Annotated in this window: 15 protein-coding genes and 1 tRNA gene; 2 read left to right on the top strand and 14 right to left on the bottom strand. The window is 61.3% G+C overall.

Annotated features, from left to right (window positions below):
• Window positions 1-100 precede the first annotated feature (100 nt).
• Window positions 101-177, top strand: a tRNA-Arg gene (locus tag ACGSLL_RS11515).
• Window positions 178-254: 77 nt separating this feature from the next.
• On the opposite strand, the gene ACGSLL_RS11520 is transcribed toward ACGSLL_RS11515, so the two are convergent.
• Window positions 255-485 carry a hypothetical protein gene (locus ACGSLL_RS11520; RefSeq protein ID WP_394505846.1) on the bottom strand — a complete coding sequence of 77 codons (231 nt, stop codon included), beginning with the start codon at window positions 483-485 and terminating at the stop codon, window positions 255-257.
• Window positions 486-555: 70 nt separating this feature from the next.
• Window positions 556-1,116 (bottom strand): YbhB/YbcL family Raf kinase inhibitor-like protein, encoded by a 561-nt coding sequence (locus tag ACGSLL_RS11525; protein ID WP_090288133.1) that lies wholly within the window; start codon window positions 1,114-1,116, stop codon window positions 556-558.
• 138 nt (window positions 1,117-1,254) lie between these two features.
• Between ACGSLL_RS11525 and ACGSLL_RS11530 the strand changes: the two genes are divergently transcribed.
• Window positions 1,255-2,778, top strand: coding sequence for an FAD-dependent oxidoreductase (locus ACGSLL_RS11530; protein ID WP_394505848.1), 1,524 nt, complete (start codon window positions 1,255-1,257; stop codon window positions 2,776-2,778).
• 135 nt (window positions 2,779-2,913) lie between these two features.
• Here the strand turns inward: ACGSLL_RS11530 and pgaD are convergent, their stop codons facing one another.
• The 12 genes from pgaD to ACGSLL_RS11590 all read right to left on the bottom strand — a co-directional run bounded on the left by pgaD (window position 2,914) and on the right by ACGSLL_RS11590 (window position 18,752).
• Window positions 2,914-3,441, bottom strand: a complete 528-nt coding sequence (pgaD, locus tag ACGSLL_RS11535) for a poly-beta-1,6-N-acetyl-D-glucosamine biosynthesis protein PgaD (RefSeq protein ID WP_394505851.1) — start codon at window positions 3,439-3,441, stop codon at window positions 2,914-2,916.
• Window positions 3,438-4,793, bottom strand: a complete 1,356-nt coding sequence (gene pgaC / locus ACGSLL_RS11540) for a poly-beta-1,6-N-acetyl-D-glucosamine synthase (protein WP_258450962.1) — start codon at window positions 4,791-4,793, stop codon at window positions 3,438-3,440. The genes pgaD and pgaC overlap by 4 nt, the downstream gene beginning before the upstream one ends.
• Before the next feature lies 1 nt (window position 4,794).
• Window positions 4,795-6,792 (bottom strand): poly-beta-1,6-N-acetyl-D-glucosamine N-deacetylase PgaB, encoded by a 1,998-nt coding sequence (gene pgaB, locus ACGSLL_RS11545; protein ID WP_394505854.1) that lies wholly within the window; start codon window positions 6,790-6,792, stop codon window positions 4,795-4,797.
• Between the two features lie 12 nt (window positions 6,793-6,804).
• A complete protein-coding gene (gene pgaA, locus ACGSLL_RS11550) occupies window positions 6,805-9,285 on the bottom strand; it encodes a poly-beta-1,6 N-acetyl-D-glucosamine export porin PgaA (protein WP_394505856.1) in 2,481 nt (826 codons plus the stop codon).
• Between the two features lie 260 nt (window positions 9,286-9,545).
• Window positions 9,546-11,051: a YdgA family protein gene (locus tag ACGSLL_RS11555; RefSeq protein ID WP_394505858.1), complete on the bottom strand. Its 1,506-nt coding sequence runs from the start codon at window positions 11,049-11,051 to the stop codon at window positions 9,546-9,548.
• Window positions 11,052-11,342: 291 nt separating this feature from the next.
• Entirely contained in the window at window positions 11,343-11,978 is a 636-nt protein-coding gene (locus tag ACGSLL_RS11560; RefSeq protein ID WP_093095998.1) for an NADH:ubiquinone oxidoreductase subunit N, read from the bottom strand.
• Between the two features lie 93 nt (window positions 11,979-12,071).
• Complete coding sequence (locus tag ACGSLL_RS11565; RefSeq protein ID WP_394505860.1) at window positions 12,072-13,514, bottom strand: efflux transporter outer membrane subunit; 1,443 nt, start codon at window positions 13,512-13,514, stop codon at window positions 12,072-12,074.
• The gene (locus ACGSLL_RS11570; RefSeq protein ID WP_394505862.1) at window positions 13,511-14,401 is read right to left on the bottom strand and encodes an efflux RND transporter periplasmic adaptor subunit; all 891 of its coding nucleotides are present in this window, start codon (window positions 14,399-14,401) and stop codon (window positions 13,511-13,513) included. Before ACGSLL_RS11570 ends, ACGSLL_RS11565 begins: the two co-directional genes overlap by 4 nt.
• Entirely contained in the window at window positions 14,398-14,607 is a 210-nt protein-coding gene (locus ACGSLL_RS11575; protein ID WP_016772264.1) for a DUF1656 domain-containing protein, read from the bottom strand. Before ACGSLL_RS11575 ends, ACGSLL_RS11570 begins: the two co-directional genes overlap by 4 nt.
• Window positions 14,604-16,667: an FUSC family protein gene (locus ACGSLL_RS11580; RefSeq protein ID WP_394505865.1), complete on the bottom strand. Its 2,064-nt coding sequence runs from the start codon at window positions 16,665-16,667 to the stop codon at window positions 14,604-14,606. The genes ACGSLL_RS11575 and ACGSLL_RS11580 overlap by 4 nt, the downstream gene beginning before the upstream one ends.
• Window positions 16,664-17,092, bottom strand: coding sequence for a MarR family winged helix-turn-helix transcriptional regulator (locus tag ACGSLL_RS11585; protein WP_394505924.1), 429 nt, complete (start codon window positions 17,090-17,092; stop codon window positions 16,664-16,666). The genes ACGSLL_RS11580 and ACGSLL_RS11585 overlap by 4 nt, the downstream gene beginning before the upstream one ends.
• A 190-nt stretch (window positions 17,093-17,282) precedes the next feature.
• The gene (locus ACGSLL_RS11590; protein ID WP_394505867.1) at window positions 17,283-18,752 is read right to left on the bottom strand and encodes a Fic family protein; all 1,470 of its coding nucleotides are present in this window, start codon (window positions 18,750-18,752) and stop codon (window positions 17,283-17,285) included.
• Window positions 18,753-18,825 lie beyond the last annotated feature (73 nt).

Raw genomic sequence — 18,825 nt, forward strand, 5'->3', positions numbered from 1 at the left:
TTTCTGGAATGCAGCCATTTGCACCGACACGCGCCCTGACAAAACCCGCCGAAACCCGGCATGGACGCCCCGAGTCGACCTAGGTATGATGTCGCCCGCTGCACCAGTAGCTCAGCTGGATAGAGTACTGCCCTCCGAAGGCAGGGGTCGTGGGTTCGAATCCCGCCTGGTGCACCATGAATCAAAACGAGAAAGCCCCGGACTGTGATGGTCCGGGGCTTTTTTGTGGCTGATGGGTAACCGTTGGATCAGCGTCACTCCGTCGTCCAGTCAAACTCATCATATTCATCGTCGTCGCCCTCCTCCTCAACCTCGTCAAACACCTCGTCTTCATCAACAAGATCTTCCTCCGGCTGATTCAGCAAAAACTCCTTGCGCGTCTCGGTAACGGCACGCCGCATCTGTTCGCCCTTTTCCGGGCAGTTGAGCAGTTGGGCGATGCGGTCGATTTTTGCTGCCACGGTGTCCTCCAGCGCATTGGCCATGGCCCGATAGTGCGCGTTTTTGCGGGCCAATGCCAAATGGCTGGCGGTTTGGGGCGGTCAGCCAGAGACCTTAGCGGTGATAACGCCGTACCGCACTGCTGTTGCGCAGCACGTGGCCTTTGATTTTTTCCATCAGCTCGGCGCGGGTCAGGCCGGCGGGCAAGGCGTCGGGGGCTAGATCCAGGGCGTAGATCTGGATGATGTAGTGGTGCGCGCTGTCGCCCACGGGCGGGCATGGGCCCATGTAATGGGTGTTGCCTTTGCTGTTGGTGCCGCCGACGCCTTCGAGGGCGGATTTGGCGCCGACGCCGGCGGCGATCTGGCGGGTGGCGGGTTTGATGCCGTAGTGAATCCAGTGGTCGACACCCAGGCCTTTCTGGCCGTCCGGGTCGTGCATGACGATGGCATAGCTCTGGGTTCCGGCAGGGCCGGCGTTCCAGCTCAGCGCGGGCGACTGGTTCTTGCCGCCGCAACCCGGGGCGTCGCTGGCGGCGGCCGAGGTGAACAGGCGGTTATCGGACACACCCGGGATGCTCAGGGTGAAGCGTTCCTGGGCCTGCGCCGGAAACTGCACGCAAAGGGCGACGGCAACGGCCGCCAGCCAAGGGTTGAGAGAGGTCAATCGGGTCATTCCGGGAGCACCTTGTGCAGTGGGGCCGTCGTCGGCCTGCAAACTATAGCCGTACCGTTCGTGCCGTGGCAGTAGCAAATGGCTGAACCTCGAAATGCCGCACGCGTTCACAAGAAAAACGCCTGTGAGGAAACCACCATGCCCCTGCACCGTGTCGCCCGTTTCGCTGATGTTCCACAAGATCGAGGCCTGCAAGTGGAGATCGGCGACTGCAAGATCGTGCTGTTGCGTGCCAACGGCCAATTGCGCGCGTTTCAGGGGCTGTGTCCGCATGCCGGTGCGCCGTTGGCCGAAGGCGCGCTGTGCCATGGGCGGTTGATCTGCCCTTGGCATAAAGCCGCGTACCGCGCCGAGGATGGCGCGTTGTGCGAGCCGCCGTCACTCGACAGTCTCAAGCGTTATCCGCTGGAATTGCGCGGCGATGAGATCTGGGTCGATGACCAGCCGCTGCCCGATCCGCATACGCCGCCGGCCGACGATCCGCGAACGTTTGTCGTGGTCGGCGCCGGTGCGGCGGGTACCGCTTGCGCGGCTGCGCTGCGGGAGAAAGGTTTTGGCGGACGCATTGTACTGGTCGACGGCGACGCGGATGCCGGCTATGAGCGCACGGTGCTGAGCAAATTTGTCCTCGCCGGCGAGATGTCGCCGAAAGAAGTTCCGCCCCTGCGAGATGAGGCGTTCTATCAAGCGCAGCGCATTGAACGGGTGCAAGGCGAAGTCAGCGCACTCGACGCACCGGGCAAGACCCTTCATCTGAGCAACGGCGGCGTTCTGCGCTACGACGCTGCAGTACTCGCCACCGGCGGCGCACCCAAGCCGCTGAAGCTGCCCGGCGCCGATCTGGCGAATGTCTTCGTGCTGCGCTCGAAAGCCCAGGCCGAACAGATCATCGGCGCCGCTCAAGCGGATCAGCGCGCGGTGATCATCGGCGACAGTTTCATCGCCCTCGAATGCGCTTCGGCGCTGCGTCAGCATGGCCTCGACGTCACGGTGCTGGCCCGCCATGCGACGCCCTTTGCCAAGCAATTCGGCGAAGCCGTCGGCAAGGCGATTCGCGCCTTGCATGAAGAGAATGGGGTGAAGTTCATCACTGGGCATGAGGCCACGGAAATTCTTGGCGAAGACAAGGTCGAGGCGGTGCTGCTGGACAACGGCCTGCGCCTCGCGGCGGATCTGGTGCTGGCAGGGATCGGTGTGCACCCGGCCACCGAAGCGTTCGCGTCATTGCCCAGGGAAGACGACCAATCGTTGCGCGTCGATGGCGGCATGCGTGTGAGCGAGGGGTTATGGGCCGTCGGTGATATCGCCACGTTCCCGTTGAATGGCCAGCCGCAACGCATCGAACACTGGCGCCTGGCGCAACAACACGCACGCATCGCTGCCGCCAACATGCTCGGAGGCGATGAGCATTACCTGGATGTGCCGTATTTCTGGACTTATCACTTTGGCAAGAACTACGACTATCTCGGGCACGCCGACGCGTGGGATGAGGTCGAGTTCGATGGCGAACCGGAGAAGCCCCCGTTCATTGGCCTGTTCGCCAAAAACGGCGTCGTGGTCGCGGCGGTGGCGTGCGACAGGCAACGGGCGATTGCGCTGCTTGCCGAGCGGATGAAACAGCCGCTATCGATGGCCGAAGCGTGGAAGCTGATTCGCGATTAGCTGCACCGATCGTCTCTCGCGAACTGATCGTTCCCACGCTCCGCGTGGGAATGCAGCCCGTGACGCTCCGCGTCACTGGACGCGGAGCGTCCCTGGAGGCATTCCCACGCGGAGCGTGGGAACGATCAGATTTGGTTAACGGATCAGGGTCTCGCGCTGGTCGTCATCCTCGGCATGCAGAAAAATCACCCGCGGATGCTCCAGCGGCGCCAGCGGTGGCGGCAGCTCCGCTGGCTGGACTGGCCTGAAATGCGTTTCCACGTGGCTGATGTCGCCGTCCTGATCGTTGTGAATGGTCATCACCCCCGGCATGCGCAGTTTCTGCAAGCGCTCATCGCACAGTTTGAAGCTTTTGCTCAGCCCTTGGTCATCGATCACTGGCGAGGGCAGACGACGCTGAGCGAAGCTGCGGCTTTTACGTTGCTGATAACGCGCCCAGCCAATCAGCACCACCGCGTTGACCAACGCCACCCACAAATAGATCTGCAAAGTGCCCAGCGCATCGAATGCCGAGTTGTCGATGCGCGGCCCGCCGGCGTGGGTTTCGACCAACGGCCAGAGGCCGCGAATCAGCAGGAACAACAGGCCGATCCACGCCACCAGCGTGATCAGCACATCGATCACCAGCAGAACGGGGCGCTGGCGGGTCCGGATGATTTTCATTTGATGACCTCCTCTTCGTCGTCGCCGAGCGGTTTGATGCCCCGGTCAGGACTGACCCAGCGCGCACGTTGCTGATGTTGGCCGAACAAGACTTTGGGGAAACTGACCAGCGTGGTCAGCAGGCTGACGAACCAGAACGCGATCGGGTACCAGACCACCCAGAACATGGTCTTGCCCAAACCCGGCTCGTAGCGGCGGTCGATGACGATGCTGACGGCGAATTGCACCAGGCAGACGAACGCCAGCAGCAGCCCGGTAAACGCCGGCGGCATCAAGTGATGCACAGCGATCGCTTCGGGCAGGACCACGAACTTGCCCACGCCCCAGAAAATCACCGAGAGCAGGAAGGTGAAGGCCCAACCCGTCGACAGGCAATATTCGAACAGCAGCGGCCACAGGTAACGATGGCGGTACTGCCAGATGCCGCGAATGTTCTTGAACAGCACTTCGGCGCCGCCCTGGGCCCAGCGCAAGCGCTGCTTCCACAGGCCGCCGAGGGTTTCCGGCATCAGGATCCAGCACAGCGCGCGTGGCTCGTAGAAAATGCTCCAGTGATCGAGTTGCAGCTTCCAGCTGATGTCGATGTCTTCGGTGATCATGTTCGGGCTCCAGTAGCCGACCCGATTCAGCGCCGTGCGGCGGAACGCGACAATCACCCCGGACACGGTGAAGATTCGCCCGAACACCCGTTGCGTGCGTTTGATCAGGCCGATAATCGACGAGAACTCGCCGACCTGAACCCGCCCGACCAGCGTCGATCGCGTGCGAATCCGTGGGTTGCCGGTCACTGCTCCAAGGCGGGCGTTATCCAGCATCGGCGCGACCAGATAGGCCGCGGTGTTCGGCGCCAACAGCGCGTCGCCGTCAATGCACACCAGATACTCGCTGCGCGCGGCAATGGCGCCCATGCGCAGGGCCACGGCTTTGCCCTGGTTCTCCGCCAGATGCAGCACGCGCAGGCGTGGATCTTCCTTGGCCAACGCATCGAGCACTTCAGCGGTGTTGTCCTTGGAACCGTCGTTGATCGCGATGACTTCGATGTTCGGATAATGCTGGGCCAGCGCCGCGTGAATCGTGTCGGCGGCGTTATCACCTTCGTTGTAGCAAGGGATCAGGATCGAGATCAGCGGCTCGCCTGCCAGCGGCGGCGGCAAGGTGTCGTCTTTCCATGGCCAGTGGCGCTCCCAGTGCAGCCAGAAATACAGGCCACCGGCAATCCACAGGCCGGACATGAACAGCGGGTAGAAGAACACGAAGTCCATCAGGAACTGCCCGGTGACCAGGAAGATCAGGCCCAGCGGCACGCCGAGGACGAGCGCCAGAACCAGCAGGGCTAACAGTCTATCCAGCATCTCAGGGATTCCACTTGTTGGAGAGCGCAGGCCGTACGGTTTTCAGGTCCGGCAGGTTGTCGAGAAAGTTGTCCGGGTAATAACCGAAGCTGGTCGCCCCCTGACGCTTGAGACGGCCCATCCAGTCGGCCAGCTGTGCAGCGTCGATGTCGGCCTGGTCCTTCTTGGTCCAGTCCCGGGCCTGCAATTCGAAAACGGTGCGGTTCAGCGCGCCGGGACGTTTGCTGACGGTGGCGACCAATCTTTCCAGCCAGGGGCCCGACTCTGCCTGGGTCTGTTTTTCCATCAGCGGCATGGCCATCGGCGCGGTCCAGTCGTAGGTCGCAAGGAAATCATCGAGGTTCTGTGCGAACCAGGCTTCGCTGTCGGGATTGAGCATCGGCTCGGCAAAAATGTTGCGCGCAGTCAGCACTTGCGGACCGCGAATGGCGCGGACCTTGGCGGTCAGCTCGTTGGTGAAATCGATGAGGTAGCGGCTCTTGAAACGAGTCCAGCGTTGCATCGCCGCAGGATCCTCGCGCAGCGCGGCAATCGACTCCGGCAAACCCTGAGCGGCGTAGGCTTTCAGCGCTTGCGGACCGGCGTCTTCGAAGTCCGAAAGCACCGCGTCATCGTGGTAGAGAATGCCATCGACCGAGGTCAGTCGCGCCACGTCCTCGTAGATTTCACCGATGATGCGCCGCACTTCGGGATCGAACGGTGACAGGCGTTTGTACTGATCCGGATCCACCGACGTGGTCGCGGTTTTCGGATCCCAACGGGTCACGCGCGGCAGTTTCGGGTCCAGCGCGAAGCTGAGCACCGGCATCCACGCGTAGACTTTTACGTGAGCCCGGGTGCGCAACTGCCAAGCGACACGGTCGAACAGATCGGCGCGTACCGGCAAGTGGCGATTGGGGAAGTACAGCGAGTGCACCAGACCATCGCCCTTGGGATCGGCGAAGGCTTGCAGAAACACCGTGTTGGCGCCCAGATCGGCCATGCGCTGCACCAGTTTGCCGAGATTGATGTCCTGCTGCGCCGGGTCCGGGTCGTAGACGTTGTCCAGATCGACATGCACCACGCGCATGGCCTGCTGCGCCTGCACACCGACCACGCTGTTGGCGAAATGCTCGCCGTCCGGGTCAGAGGCGACGAGGAAACGCGGGCTGCTCATCAGGTTGTCGAGGGCGTCGAGGCCGTCGTCCAGGGTCAGGGCCATGTCATAGCCCTCCTCGCCGACCACCGTCAGTGACGTGCCGTCCGCCGCGCCATACGGCCAGACCCAGACCCGCGGTTTCTTGCCGGTGACCTTGCGGATCTTCTCGGAAATATCGCCCACGTCGGTGCGAATCCGTGCGCGGAAATCAGCTTCGGACTCATAGCGCTTGGTGACCGGGTCGTAACCTCGGGTCGCCGCGGCAGGCTGCAGGTTGCCTTGCGGATTGGCGAGGATGCCCTTGTGGTTGGCGTCGGTGTGCGCGGCGATTTCCACCAGACCGGATTGCGAGATCTCGCGCACCTGATCCCAGGTCAGGAAGTCGGAGCGCGCCCGCGGCGTGCCGGCGAAATCCACCGGTTGATTGAGCGGCGTGTCGACCCAAGTGCCGACCGGCGCCAGCAGCGCGTGCCAGTTGTACGCGCGCAGCACCGGCAGTACGCGGGTGTAGAAGCTCGCATAACCGTCGTCGAAGCTCAGCAGTACGGCTTTCGCCGGCAGCTGCGGCCCGCCCTTGCGTGCAGCCATGATCTGGTCGACCGTCACTGGCTGGTAGCCGTTTTCGCGCAGCCACGCCAGTTGTTCGATCATGCGCTCGGTGCGCACCGCCACGACGGCCTGATCGGGATCACGATCTTCGACATCGTGATAGGCGATGCCGAGGAAATGGTTTTTCGGCCATGGCTGTTCACTGGCAACCACCGGGCGCTCGGAGGGTGGCGCGAAGGCCGGGGCTTGCTGGGCGCAGGCACTGATCAGCAGCGCTCCCAGCAGAAGGATCAAACGCGAGATAAAAGGCATGTTCAAACTCTTCTAGAAGCGCAAAGTCAGGTCGACGAGCAGGCGCAGATCGGTTTCTCGATCTCCGTCGTAGGGCCGGTTGATCACACTGAACAGGCCGCCAACCTCGAACACATCGTTCCACGCATAACGTTGGCCGTAGCCGAGCAACGCCATGCCGCCGGTGCCGTGATCACGCTGACTGTAGGTCCCCGCGCCGGCCTGGAACTGCTGGCTCCAGGCTGTTTCGTAGCGGTGATAGAGGACGTGATTGACGTTGACCAGCGGCATCACACTGAAGTCGGATTTCGGGTTGAAATACGGCACGTCATCGGATTTCGAGTTGTGGCTACTACCGACTTCCAGACCGGCATCGACCTGCAGGTTCGGCGCGGTATAGACGCCCTCGCGACCGGTCAGCAAGGCTTCGACACGGTTGTTGCCATCGCTGAAGTGCGACGGGCTGACTGACAGGCGCCACTCGCGGCTTTCGTTGGCGCGCCAGCGCAGGAACGCGCTGCCGCCATTGGCCTTGATATCGCTGTTGAGCGCGCGCAAAGGCGTCTCCGCCGACAGGTATTCGAGGCTGCCGCCGTACTGCCAGTGATCGTTGATGTCGCGGGCCAGCGCCAGCCGTGCGCCCTGCTTGTCGCCGAAACCGTAGTCATGATTGGAGACTTCGGCTTCAAGGGTCATGTCACGGCTGCGCCGCTCCAGACCGACACGCTGAAAGCGATGATGGCCGGTGCCTTCGGCGAAATCGCCAGTGGCATAACCGAGGCCGGCGAATACCCGCCAGTCTTCATTGATCGGCGGGCTGTACAGAGTACTCTGGATGCCAAAATCGCGGCTGCCACTGACCGCGCCGGCATCGCCACTGCCGCCGCCATTGGCCTTGCCGCCGTAGGCTTCGACGCGCAGCTCGGCCATGTCGTGAACTTCGCGTTCACGGGCCAGACGCTGTACCTGGCGGTTGTCCGGGTTCCGCGCCACCACGTCGTCGACCAGCGCATCGTTCTGCCGCCATTCCTGCAATTCCATGGCAGTGCGCGCCTGCGCCACTTCCAGCCCCAGGTCGCGTGGCGCAATACTTTCGGTTTCCTTGAGCTGGTTTTCCGCGCGGCGCGGCCATTGCCGGGCCAGGTACAGATCGGCCTGGGCCAGACGCAAACCGACATTGCCCGGTGCCTGATCGACCAGCGTTTGCAGGCGCTCCTCACCGTGGGGCAGATCGGCGCTGTAAGTGCCGGCCTGTGCCGCCAGTTGCTGGGCGTCCATCCACTCATCGTTGGGGTTGCCGATCGGCAGGCCTTTGAGCTCAACACGCGGGCGCTGTGATTTGGCGAGGTCTTCGGCGACCTTGCGCGCTTCGTCGGCGCGGTCGCTTTCCAGCAACGAGTAATACAGTGCCGTGGTGTCTTCGAGGCGATTACCACTATCGGCGTCCGGTGCCGAGAGCACCTGGCGATACAGGTCGGTGGCGATTTCCGGCTGACGCTGATCCAGATAGGACGCCGCGACCCAGCGCAACGCGTAGGTCGGAATCTTCACGCCTTCGTCTTGCAGCTTTTGGTATTCGCTGATGACCTCAGCCGTGCGTGCCCGCGCCTTGAGCGCACCCATGCGGTCGATGCGCCAGCGGATCACGTCGTCGTGAGCCGTGGCGTCTGGTGTCCAGGTGGCGAGCAACTGGTCGTAATCGGCCAGTGCGCGGTCAGCGATGACGTAGCGTTCTTTTTCGCTGCGCGTGGCGAACTCGGCGAGGCGCACGCGCTCGGCGGCCAGATCGCCTTCGAGGCGGCGCAGGGTCACCGGATCGATCAGCCCCGGACGCTGCCTGGCCAGACGCAGCGCCGGCTCCGGCAAGCGCGCCTTTTGCAGCGCAACCACGTATTCACGGGCGACTTCCGGTTTGCTGCCGGCGCGGATAAATGCCTGATCGTATTCGAACAACGCGTCGTATTGCTTGCCAGCGCGGGTCAAGGCATAGCCCAGCGCCAGACGCCGCGCAGGATCATCGGGCTTGGCCGCGACCAGCGCTTTGGCGCGGGTCACCGCTTCATCGGGTTTGCCGGCATCCGCCTGAGTCAGGGCCAGACCCAGTTGCAGGTCAGCGTTATCCGGCTCCACGGCCAAGGCCTTGTTGTAGACCTCAGTGGCTTTATCCCAGCGCTTGAGGTTGCGGTAGGCGCGCGCGGTGGCCGTCAGCGCCTGCACCGGCAGCACGCGGTCGCCGCCCTGGGCCTCGTAGACCTGCACCACTTCGGCATCAAATCCGGCCCAACTGGCGATTTGCAAATGGTCGCTGATCTGCCCGGTACTCGCTTGGCCCGGCGGGACCTGGCGCAGAACCGTCAGCGCAGGCGTGTAGTGCCCCACGCGCGCATCGCGCACCATCTGATCGTAGGCTGTGTCGGCGAACGCGAAGGCCGGCCAGAGCAACTGGCTGCACAGCGCGACTCGAAACAAAGGGCGTAAACCACGATGTAATACAAAACCATCAATACGCGGCATTCGTCAGCATCCTTACATGGCCAGCCGGGTCGCGATGCCCCTCTTTGCCCATTCGTAACGGTGGCCGATTGCAACGTCCAGAGGCCACGCTTAGTCAGGCAGTGTTGCACGCAAGCGTAGACCAGTTTTCGCAACGCAATAATTGTTCAGAATCCTCGCAGCAGCCCGACCGGGAGCGCGAAAAAACCCGAACGCCAGACAGCAAAACGCCCGGCGTCTGTGGGTGACAGAGGCCGGGCGTTTCTATTAATGCCGCTGAATCACTGCACTTGCGTGACGCCAGCGAACTTGCTCATCAGGAAGCCGACGAACTGCTCGACGGTCATTTTCTGGCCGTTGAACTCCACCTGATTGGCCGCGTAGTGCAGCTTGGTCACAACGTTGGTGCCATCGACCACTGCGAGTTGCGAACCGACCGCCATGCCGGCAAACATGTCAGCCGCTTCCTTGGACTGGTCGACAATGGCTTTGGCATCGGTCTGGCCATCGAGTTGCGCCTGCACGCTGAGCAGATCGACAAGCATCGGTTTTGACACCTGGATATTCAGGTCGAGCAATGCGATCAGTTGCTTGCCGAGTTGGTCCGGCGGCAGATCCATCGACTGCGGCTTGGTCAGGTCGATGACCAGGTTGGCGCGGCTTTCGCCGTTGGCGGTGTTGAACGAGAGGTTTTCCAGCGCCAGTTGAGGGCCAGCGGCCAGCAGTTTCTGCAGGTCGGCTTTGACTTGCGCATTTTCTGCTTCGGTGAGGTTCAGCTCTGGTGCCGGCAAACCTTGAGCGGCCGCTTCGGCGGCGGCTTTTTCATAAGGCTGCAGCTTGGTCTGGTAGATCTGCATCAGGGACATTGTCGACGGAATGTCGAGGTTCTTCAGGCTCATGGCCATCGCCGCCGAACCGACTTTCTTGTCGTTGAGCGTCACTTCGCCAATCTTGTAGTCAGCACGGCCGGAAGCATTGCTGGCGTTTTCTTCGGTGCGGTTCTTCATTTCGAAGTTCTTCACACCCAGCACCATCGGTTGCGCACCGAAGGTAGTTTTGCTGCTGGTCACTTCCAGGGTGTTTTCCCCGGTGTAGTAGCCGTAGCTGCTCTTGGCCAGATTGCTGGCCAGGGTCAGGCCGTTGATTTCGACCTGCACCGGCGTCTGGTCTTCGGCCACGGTGACCAGTTTCAGGTTGTCCATGTAGCCATCCGCCTTGACCTTCTGCGCTTGGGCGCTGGCGGAGATGTCCATGCTCAGGCCGGAAAATTTCAGGTTCGACTGGGCATCCAGCGCGGTCTCGAATGGCACCAGATCCAGCGTGCTGGTGGTCGATTCGTCATAGCCGATGTTGGTCACACCTTTGAGCGGTGCGGCGCCCTTGGTCGCGGCGAACCATTTTTCCGTGGTCGGGCTCTTTTCCAGCTCGTAGTTGCTGGTGGCCATGACCGGCAGCCACTTCAACGACACCAGACGCGAAAATGGCAGCGGGCCGTGTTCGATGTGGTCGACGAACAGCAGCTCGACCGGCGCATCGCCGAACATCTCGCCCTCGCCTTTGAGGCGATAGTGCGCGGTGCTGGTGAAGGTGTGGCGCTCCAGCGACACCAGCTCCAGCGACGCCGTGCCGTTGGAGCCGGCCATGGCGGTCTGCAGCTCTTTGTTGGCATTGCTGACGGCGTTGTTCAATACGCCCTCGATCTTGGTCCCGGTGTACCAGGCCCCGCCCGCGCTGATCGCGCCGATGGCAACAACAATTCCAAGAAGCACGCCTGCTGATTTATTCATGAATGACCTGATCGATTTCCGTGGCTGTGAGTGTGGTCGTCTTCCCTGAACCCGTGACCGGGTCGCGGCTCGACTGCGCTGAATTCAGCGGTGGAGATTAGCACCGGGCGCGGGTCCGGGCCCAATGTTTAAAGGTTAAAGAGTGTCCATGGGGGGAATTGACCGCTGACAGGCTGTAAGAGTTTCGGTGTTTTGCAGGCCGCCTTCGCGAGCAGGCTCGCTCCCACAAGGCCAGCGCTGAACCTGTGGGAGCGAGCCTGCTCGCGAAGGGGCCCGTGAGTTCACAACAGATCAGGAATACTCGGCCTCGATCTCATCGAGTTGATGATCAAAGCTCTTCAGCCGCGCCGTCCAGGTGTAAACCAGCACTTCAAAGTCGCGGTCGATCACCGCCCCCTCCGGCCCCTCGGCGCGCGGGTCGCAGAAATCCAGCTGATAGCGTTCACGGGCCATGGCGGTGGCGACGTCGGACAGTTCGCGGGCGTTGTTCAACCAATGCCAGCCCTCGTCGGCGATCTGCTTGTCGAGTTCCAGGCACTGCTTTTTCAGGGCTTCGAGGCTTTTTTCCAGCGGGGTGCCGGTGAGTTCGCCCATGACTTCGGCGAAGGTGCGCCCGGGCTGCCAGTAGCTGCCCCAGAAATACCGGTCGAACACGGTTTCGACCCGGCGCAGGGCGACTTTGGTGTCCCAGATCAGCACCAGGACCTTGCCTTGTTCCAGTTGGCGTTTCTTGACCCGCTGCACCTGAACCGAGGCCCACGCGACCACGACGATCGCCATGACCGCGATCAGCGCCACGGCGCTGTCGAGGAAGATCATGGCCGTGTCGATCTGGTGGGCCAGCATGATGCCGTAGAAATAGGTGGCCGATAGCAGCACCAGCGCTATCAAGGCGCACCAGAAGCCCAGAGCATAAGGGTTTTTCATTATTGGTTTCCCCCGGACCAGCGCCAGCGATGCGTGCAGAAGGCGCGCTTTGTACGGGGCGCGCCTCCAACACTTCAAAGCATAGCAATGGCCTCAGGGTTTGCCGGGACTTGAAGCGTGCGTTCGTCCGCTTTCCCAGCCGCCGCCCAGGGCGAGGAACAAATCGATCTGGCTCATGGCGACTTGCGTGTTGGCGGCGGCCAGTTGCGCCGTTACATCGGTGTAGGTGCGGGTCGCTTGCAGGTCGGCGAGGAACGACTCGCGGCCGGCCTGGAAAAAGCGATGCGTCTGCTCGGCAGCCAGTTTTGCCGACTGCTCGGCCTCGGCCAATGCGTCGCGGCGTTGCAGCAGCGCACTGTACTGGGCCAGACCGGTCTGGGTTTCGCGGATAGCGTTGAGCACCACGCCATCGAAATGCGCCAGTGCGCCCTGGGTATTGGCTTCGGCTTCGCGGATGCGCGCGCGGGCGCCGTTGGTCGGCACTTTCCAGTTCAGCGACGGGCCAAAGCCCCAGCGGTTGGTCGACGGATCACCGAGGTCATCGATGATGCCGACCGTGCCGATGGTCGCGCCGATGCTGATGTCCGGGTACAACTCACCAGTGGCGATGCCGATCCCGGCCGTGGCCGCGGCCAGACGCCGTTCGGCCTGACGGATATCCGGGCGCCGCTTGAGCAATGCGGCGCCATCACCAACTGGCAGCAACTGGGCGATTTTCGGCAGTTCGGCGCAACTGGCGGTGCCGGCGGGCAACTGGTCGACCGGTTTGGCCAGCAGCATCGACAGCCGGAACAACCCGGCCTGACGCGCCGCTTCGTAGCGCGGCAGGTCGGCGCGAAGAGACTTGAATTGGGTTTGCGAACGGGTGACCTGGGTCTCGTCGCCACGCCCGGCATCACGCAGACGCTGGATCAACGACGTGCTTTGCGATTGCAGGTCGAGGGAATGCTGAGCGATCTCGCGCTCTTCGTTGGCGGCACAGACCTGGGTGTACGCGCGCACAACGTCAGCCACCAAAGTGATGCGCGCGGTATCGGCGGCAGCCTGAGTCGCATCGGCATTGGCTTTCGCCGCTTCGATGCCGCGTTGCAGCGTGCCCCACAGGTCGAACTGGTACGAGGCGCTGATGCCGATATCGGCAATGTTGGCTACCGGCACTTTTTCCGGCAGCAAAAATGCCTGTCCGGATTCCTGCAAACGCTGGGCGCCCATTTTTACTCCGCCGCTCCAGCCGCCCGCCGCTTCGGCTTCATCGACCTGCGCTCGCGCGCGCTGCAGATTAGCCGCCGCCACCCGTAAATCGGTGTTGGAAGCCATGGCCTGCTGCACCAGTTGATCCAGACGCGGATCCTGATACAGCCGCCACCAGTCCGCCGGTACCGGCGCGGACACCACCGGTTTGCCGGCCACCGCCAGTTCGCCCTGAATGTCCTTGCGCTGAATCGCCGCGTCGTCAGGCACCTGATAATCCGGCCCGACCATCTGACACGCCGACAGCATCAGGCCGAGCCCGGCGATGATCAGCGCTCTGTTCATTGCGCAGGCTCCCGCGGTTGATCATCCTCAATGATCGACACCGTGGCCGTGCGGCCGGCGATCATGCGGAAATCCGCCGGCACCTCATCAAAGGCGATACGCACCGGGATCCGCTGCGCCAGGCGCACCCAGCTGAACGCCGGGTTGACGTTGGGCAACAGGTTGCTGCCGCTGGTGCGGTCGCGGTCTTCGATGCCGGCAACGATGCTTTCGACGTGGCCGCGCAGTCTGGCGCGGTCGCCGATCACGCGGATATCCACCGACTGACCAACGTGTATGCCGTCGAGTTTGGTTTCTTCGAAGTAGCCGTCGATGTGGAAGGAGTTGCTGTCGACCACCGATAACACCGGACGCCCGGCGGTGACAAATTCCTGCGGACGCGGCGCGCGGTCATTGACGTAGCCGTCGACCGGGCTGCGGATCACCGAACGGTCGAGGTTGAGCTGCGCGCTGTCCACCGCCACCAACGCTTCGGCCAGCGCCGATTGCGCACGGGCTACGCGCGACTGGCTTTCTTCCAGTTGCTCGGCCGGCACCAGATTACCCAAGCCACGGTTACGCTTGGCTTCACGCTGCGCCTGGGCGAGGGTTTCTTCGCGATCAGCAACGGCGGCCTTGGCCTGACGCAGGGCCAGTTTGAAACGGTCCTGGTCGATGCTGAACAACACCTGGCCGCGCTTGATCAACTGGTTGTCCTTCACTTCCACCTGCTGGATCAGCCCGGAGACATCCGGGGCGATCTGGATGATGTCGGCGCGGATGTGGCCGTCGCGCGTCCACGGCGCAAACATGTAATACATCACCATGCGCCAGACGAGGACCACGGCGAACGTCACGATCAGCAGGGTCAGGACCACGCGACCAATAGTCAGAAACGGTTTTTTCATGTCATCAGGTATCGACTGAGTGAGTCCACGCCGTACAGCAGCACGGCATAGAGCGCCACGTTGAACAATGCCCGGTGCCAGACCAGACGGTAAAAGTGCAGGCGTTGCAGCACGCCATGCACCAGCAAAAACAACACGTAAGTGATGCCCATCAAGACCAGCAGCGTCGGCAGAAAAATGCCGCTGATGTCCAGGTCACCGATCATAGGGGCGCTCCATCAGGCAGCGGTTCTTCGGGCTCGGCGCTGGAGACGAATTCGACGCCGGGCAGCAAGGCCAGACGCAACCCGCTCAGGGCGTGCAGCAGATGCAGACGGGTTTCATCGTCACCCTGGCCGTTGAGCGCACGCCGGGTACGGTCGAGGGTCATCAGCAGACCGCTCGGCGCTGGCAGGCGTTCGCCAGCCTTGAGGCAGGCGCGAAAATACTCGCCGACCTCGCTGACCACTTGCTGCAGCAAGGCCTTCGGCGCACCGCTGACGCGCGGGGTGTAGGCCAACAAATCGAGCATGTTCAGCCCCACGCGTACTTCGCGCATGGCGATGCCGGTGTCTTGGCCGGTCAGGGCCAGACGCGGCAAATGCTGCATCAGCCGATCAAGCAGTTGCACGCCCAATTGCCGGTGCTCGGCGAGGCTGGCCGGCTCGGTCATGCGGACGATGTCCTTCCAGCTGAAACGAGTCAGACGCTTGGCCGCCAGTTCCGCGCCGAACGGCCGCGCCACCAAGGTCCAGATGAACGCGAACAGCAGGCCAATCGGCCCTGCCAGATTGGAGTTCACGAAGGCGAAAAAGTCGGCATCGTAAGCGCCTTGAATGCTGATGAACGACGAGGTGTTGACCAGCGTCAGCAGCATCCCCAGATAAAAACGCGGCTGCACGGTCAGCGTGCCGACGCAGATGAACGGCACCGAAAACGCCAGCACCAGCATCGGGAAGTCATGCAGGTTGGGCAGGATCAGAAACAGATAAAGGCTGGCGAACAGCACCGACATGCCGGTCCAGAAAAAAAACCGGTAAATCTGCGGTGCCGGGTCATCCATCGAGGCGAAGAAACTGCACGCGACCGCCGCCAGAATCACCGCGCTGCCGCCGTCCGGCCAGCCGAGCAGGATCCACAACACCGATGCAACAATGATCGCCAGAATGGTCGAAGCCACCGAATACAGCATCAGCCCACGGTCGATAAACGGCGTCAACCGGCCGAGGCGCCAGTGGCGATAAACCGCACGCCAGCTGTCCTGGCGTTCGCACAGAATCGCATCCTGCAGACTGCGACAGTCCTGCCACAGATCGATGAATTCACCGAGACGATACAGCGCGTTGGAAAACAGCAACTGTTTGCGATCCTCCAGCGCCTCAGCGCTCGGCTGTAAAGCGTCGAGCTGATCTTTCAGCGCTTGCCAGCGACCGAGGTCAGCATCTGCATGGCTCAGCCATTCGCGAGTTGCCATCAGCAGCGGCTGGAATTGTTCGACCAGTTCCGGGGTGCGCCGCTCGAGGGCATACAGCGAATCTTCCAGCGCATCGATCACCGGCAGCAGGTGGATCATCCGCCCGCGCAGTTCCTTGGTGTTGCGCACGGTCTGCGGACGCGCGCCTTCGTGGGGCAACTGGCCGATCATCAGTTCAAGACTGTTGAAACTAGCAACCATGGCCATGCGCAGAGCCGCAACTTCCTCAGGCTGCACATCGCGGCTGAGAAACTTCTGGCTGTAGGTGGTGGCGTCGGCAAACCACTTGCCCACCGCATCGTTGAACACCGGTGCCAGGCGACGTGGCCAGAACATCGCACCGACAACGGCCGCGACAGCAATGCCGAGAAAAATCTCTTCGGTCCGCGCTTCCGCCACATCCCATACCGCCAGCGGGTTATCGACCACCGGCAGGGCGATCAGCGGCAAGGTATAGCCGGCGAGCATCAACGCGTAGCTGTTGGCGGTGCGCAGGTGCAAGGACATGAACAGCAGGATCCCGGTCCACAGCGCAATTACCACCACCAGTACGTACGGGCTCTGCACGAACATCGGTACAAACAGCACCGCTGCCGTAGCGCCGAGAAAGGTGCCGATTGCACGGTATAAGGCCTTGGAACTGGTCGGGCCGAGGAACGGGCTGGAGACGATATACACCGTGGCCATCGCCCAATACGGCCGCGGCATCTGCATGAGCAGGGCGATGTACAGCGCAATCATCGACGCTGCAAAGGTACGGACCCCGTAGAACCAGTCCCGGGCCGGCGGAATGCCAGTGAAAAAACCGTTCAAGAATTGACCACCACAGGCGGACTGGCCGCCTCAAAAGCCCTGAGTACCCGAAGCGTAGCTTCCAGATCGCTGCGCTCGATGCCTTCGAGCACCTTGTGGCGCAAGCGCACCAGCTCAACCTCCACCGCTTGCACCAGCTCACGACCGCGGTCGGTCAGGCTCAGGCATTTGGCGCGGCGATCCTGGGCATCTTCGGTACGGCAGACGTAACCGGACTGACACAGCTGATCGAGCAGGCGCACCAGCGACGGGCTCTCCATGCCGGCGGCCTGAGCCACCTGAACCTGGCGCACACCTTCGCCAAGACGCCCGATCATCAACAATGGAACGGCGCAGGCTTCGGAAATTCCATAGTTCACCAGCGTGGTCTGGCAGATTTTCCGCCAATGCCGCGCGGCCACCACCATGGCGCTGCTGATGTTCATCTGGAGATTATCGAGGGAATCGGACACGGGAAACGGACACTGTTAGTTTGCTAACTATCAATATCGCATTGGAGAGGAAATTCAGTCAAGTTTTGAAACAAATATGTGAGCGGGGGTTCGCCACAGCCCTTTGATTGAACGCCTTCAACAGTCCAGGGCCTGGCACCAGTGCTCGCACTTAACTGAAGCTTTAGCCTCCATAGGCTGAGGACATTTCCTCGATAAAGTCGAACACCTCCTCCGGCACGCTGTACTGAAATTGCTTTCGGCGATGTTTTGAAACTTTCCCAGCGTTGTCCAGGCACATCATCACCAACCTCGAAAGATCGCTTCCTCGAACATCGAAACGATCATTTACCGCTTTGATGACGAAATCGTATTTTTCAAGAAATTCAGTCTCTTCTCGTAGCTCAACCTCAAGCGCTCGCAAGGCCATCTGCAAAGTAAATTCTGCGCAATGAGTAGCATCCCAGAATCGGTAGATAGCGTCGTGACCGATGAAATCGAATGTCATCTGGTCGGAGTCCAGCCAAGTGACACTCCAAAACTCTCTCGCTGGTTTCGAGAACGCTTTCAGCGTTTGCAGATAGTTGGATTCCTCATGCTTCATCGCCACGGAAACGGGTAACAAAAAGCCATTTCGCAGAGCACCGGACTGGCAGAGGATCTGGTGAATGAGGAAGCGTGAGAGTCGCCCGTTGCCATCCATGAATGGGTGAAGAAAAACAAAACCGAAAGCCACAACCGCTGCCGCTATCAGCGGCTCCACCTGCTTCGCTGAGTGATTGGCGAACGTCATCAACTCCTCCATCAACTCACGACACAATTGCGCAGCTGGCGGCACATAACTGACGCCCGCGGCGCCTCTCAAGCCGTTGTGTAAATGGTTCTGTTGATGACGGAAGAGCACTGCTTTATCGAAGGGATTCGAGACCGTGCTGTTTTGCAACTCGACCAGATAGTCCTCGCTCAGTTCTGTACGCTCGTGAGCTTGGCGCAAAAGTCGAACAAATCGCCGCGATTTTTCTTCGCTGGGCTCTTCTTTCTCGATAGCGAAGGAATCGCGAGTCTCATGCAGATAGGCCCAATTGATTGCCCGATCCATCATCTCCGGCGGCAACGTCGCCATGAAAACCTGGGCTCGCCCAACGATGTCCAGATCGATCAGCTCCTGTAGCCTCACCGTTCGTTCAACGGTGGCGCAGTAATGCAATGACCCCAAACCATTGAAATCGACTCGCCAGCGACTATTCCGAACCGCTGGCCCGGTGACGTATCGCTTGGGATCGAACAAGGCGACGACGCTGCCTCGAACCGGGACGGAGTAGTCCAGCTGTTTGCCGGTAAAGCTTTCCCATAGAAAACAGGTCTTACGGATAAATACGCCGTTAGGGGATCTGCCCAGCTCGCTTGATAAATCGCTCGCTTCAACAAATTCCAGCGCCTGGGCAAGAATGCACAGGTTTATTCCTTCATGCTTTAGCGCAAACAGAATGTGCTCTAGCGTTGATCCCTGTGCAGGCGCAACGGCGGCTGGAACAGCAAGACAATCACCGATCAAGGTAATTCTGGTGACCGGTTTGATCATAGCGATGCGCTTTGGAGTGAATGCCTTGAGCTTCAGCGCGTCACGCAGGTAGGCGTATCCAACAGTTGGCATCGTCATCTTCCACAAAAAATCTACAGCGACGATTAAAGCCCAGATTTTTTTACAGCAACCATGTTTTTTTTAC

The organism is Pseudomonas retamae (genome assembly GCF_043496865.1).
Taxonomy (GTDB): domain Bacteria; phylum Pseudomonadota; class Gammaproteobacteria; order Pseudomonadales; family Pseudomonadaceae; genus Aquipseudomonas; species Aquipseudomonas retamae.

Excerpts from the sequence above, each read along its gene's own strand:
- ACGSLL_RS11520 (WP_394505846.1), bottom strand. The coding sequence starts at position 485 with ATGGCCAATGCGCTGGAGGACACCGTGGCAGCAAAAATCGACCGCATC.
- ACGSLL_RS11525 (WP_090288133.1), bottom strand. The coding sequence starts at position 1,116 with ATGACCCGATTGACCTCTCTCAACCCTTGGCTGGCGGCCGTTGCCGTC.
- ACGSLL_RS11530 (WP_394505848.1), top strand. The coding sequence starts at position 1,255 with ATGCCCCTGCACCGTGTCGCCCGTTTCGCTGATGTTCCACAAGATCGA.
- pgaD (WP_394505851.1), bottom strand. The coding sequence starts at position 3,441 with ATGAAAATCATCCGGACCCGCCAGCGCCCCGTTCTGCTGGTGATCGAT.
- pgaC (WP_258450962.1), bottom strand. The coding sequence starts at position 4,793 with ATGCTGGATAGACTGTTAGCCCTGCTGGTTCTGGCGCTCGTCCTCGGC.
- pgaB (WP_394505854.1), bottom strand. The coding sequence starts at position 6,792 with ATGCCTTTTATCTCGCGTTTGATCCTTCTGCTGGGAGCGCTGCTGATC.
- pgaA (WP_394505856.1), bottom strand. The coding sequence starts at position 9,285 with ATGCCGCGTATTGATGGTTTTGTATTACATCGTGGTTTACGCCCTTTG.
- ACGSLL_RS11555 (WP_394505858.1), bottom strand. The coding sequence starts at position 11,051 with ATGAATAAATCAGCAGGCGTGCTTCTTGGAATTGTTGTTGCCATCGGC.
- ACGSLL_RS11560 (WP_093095998.1), bottom strand. The coding sequence starts at position 11,978 with ATGAAAAACCCTTATGCTCTGGGCTTCTGGTGCGCCTTGATAGCGCTG.
- ACGSLL_RS11565 (WP_394505860.1), bottom strand. The coding sequence starts at position 13,514 with ATGAACAGAGCGCTGATCATCGCCGGGCTCGGCCTGATGCTGTCGGCG.
- ACGSLL_RS11570 (WP_394505862.1), bottom strand. The coding sequence starts at position 14,401 with ATGAAAAAACCGTTTCTGACTATTGGTCGCGTGGTCCTGACCCTGCTG.
- ACGSLL_RS11575 (WP_016772264.1), bottom strand. The coding sequence starts at position 14,607 with ATGATCGGTGACCTGGACATCAGCGGCATTTTTCTGCCGACGCTGCTG.
- ACGSLL_RS11585 (WP_394505924.1), bottom strand. The coding sequence starts at position 17,092 with ATGAACATCAGCAGCGCCATGGTGGTGGCCGCGCGGCATTGGCGGAAA.
- ACGSLL_RS11590 (WP_394505867.1), bottom strand. The coding sequence starts at position 18,752 with ATGCCAACTGTTGGATACGCCTACCTGCGTGACGCGCTGAAGCTCAAG.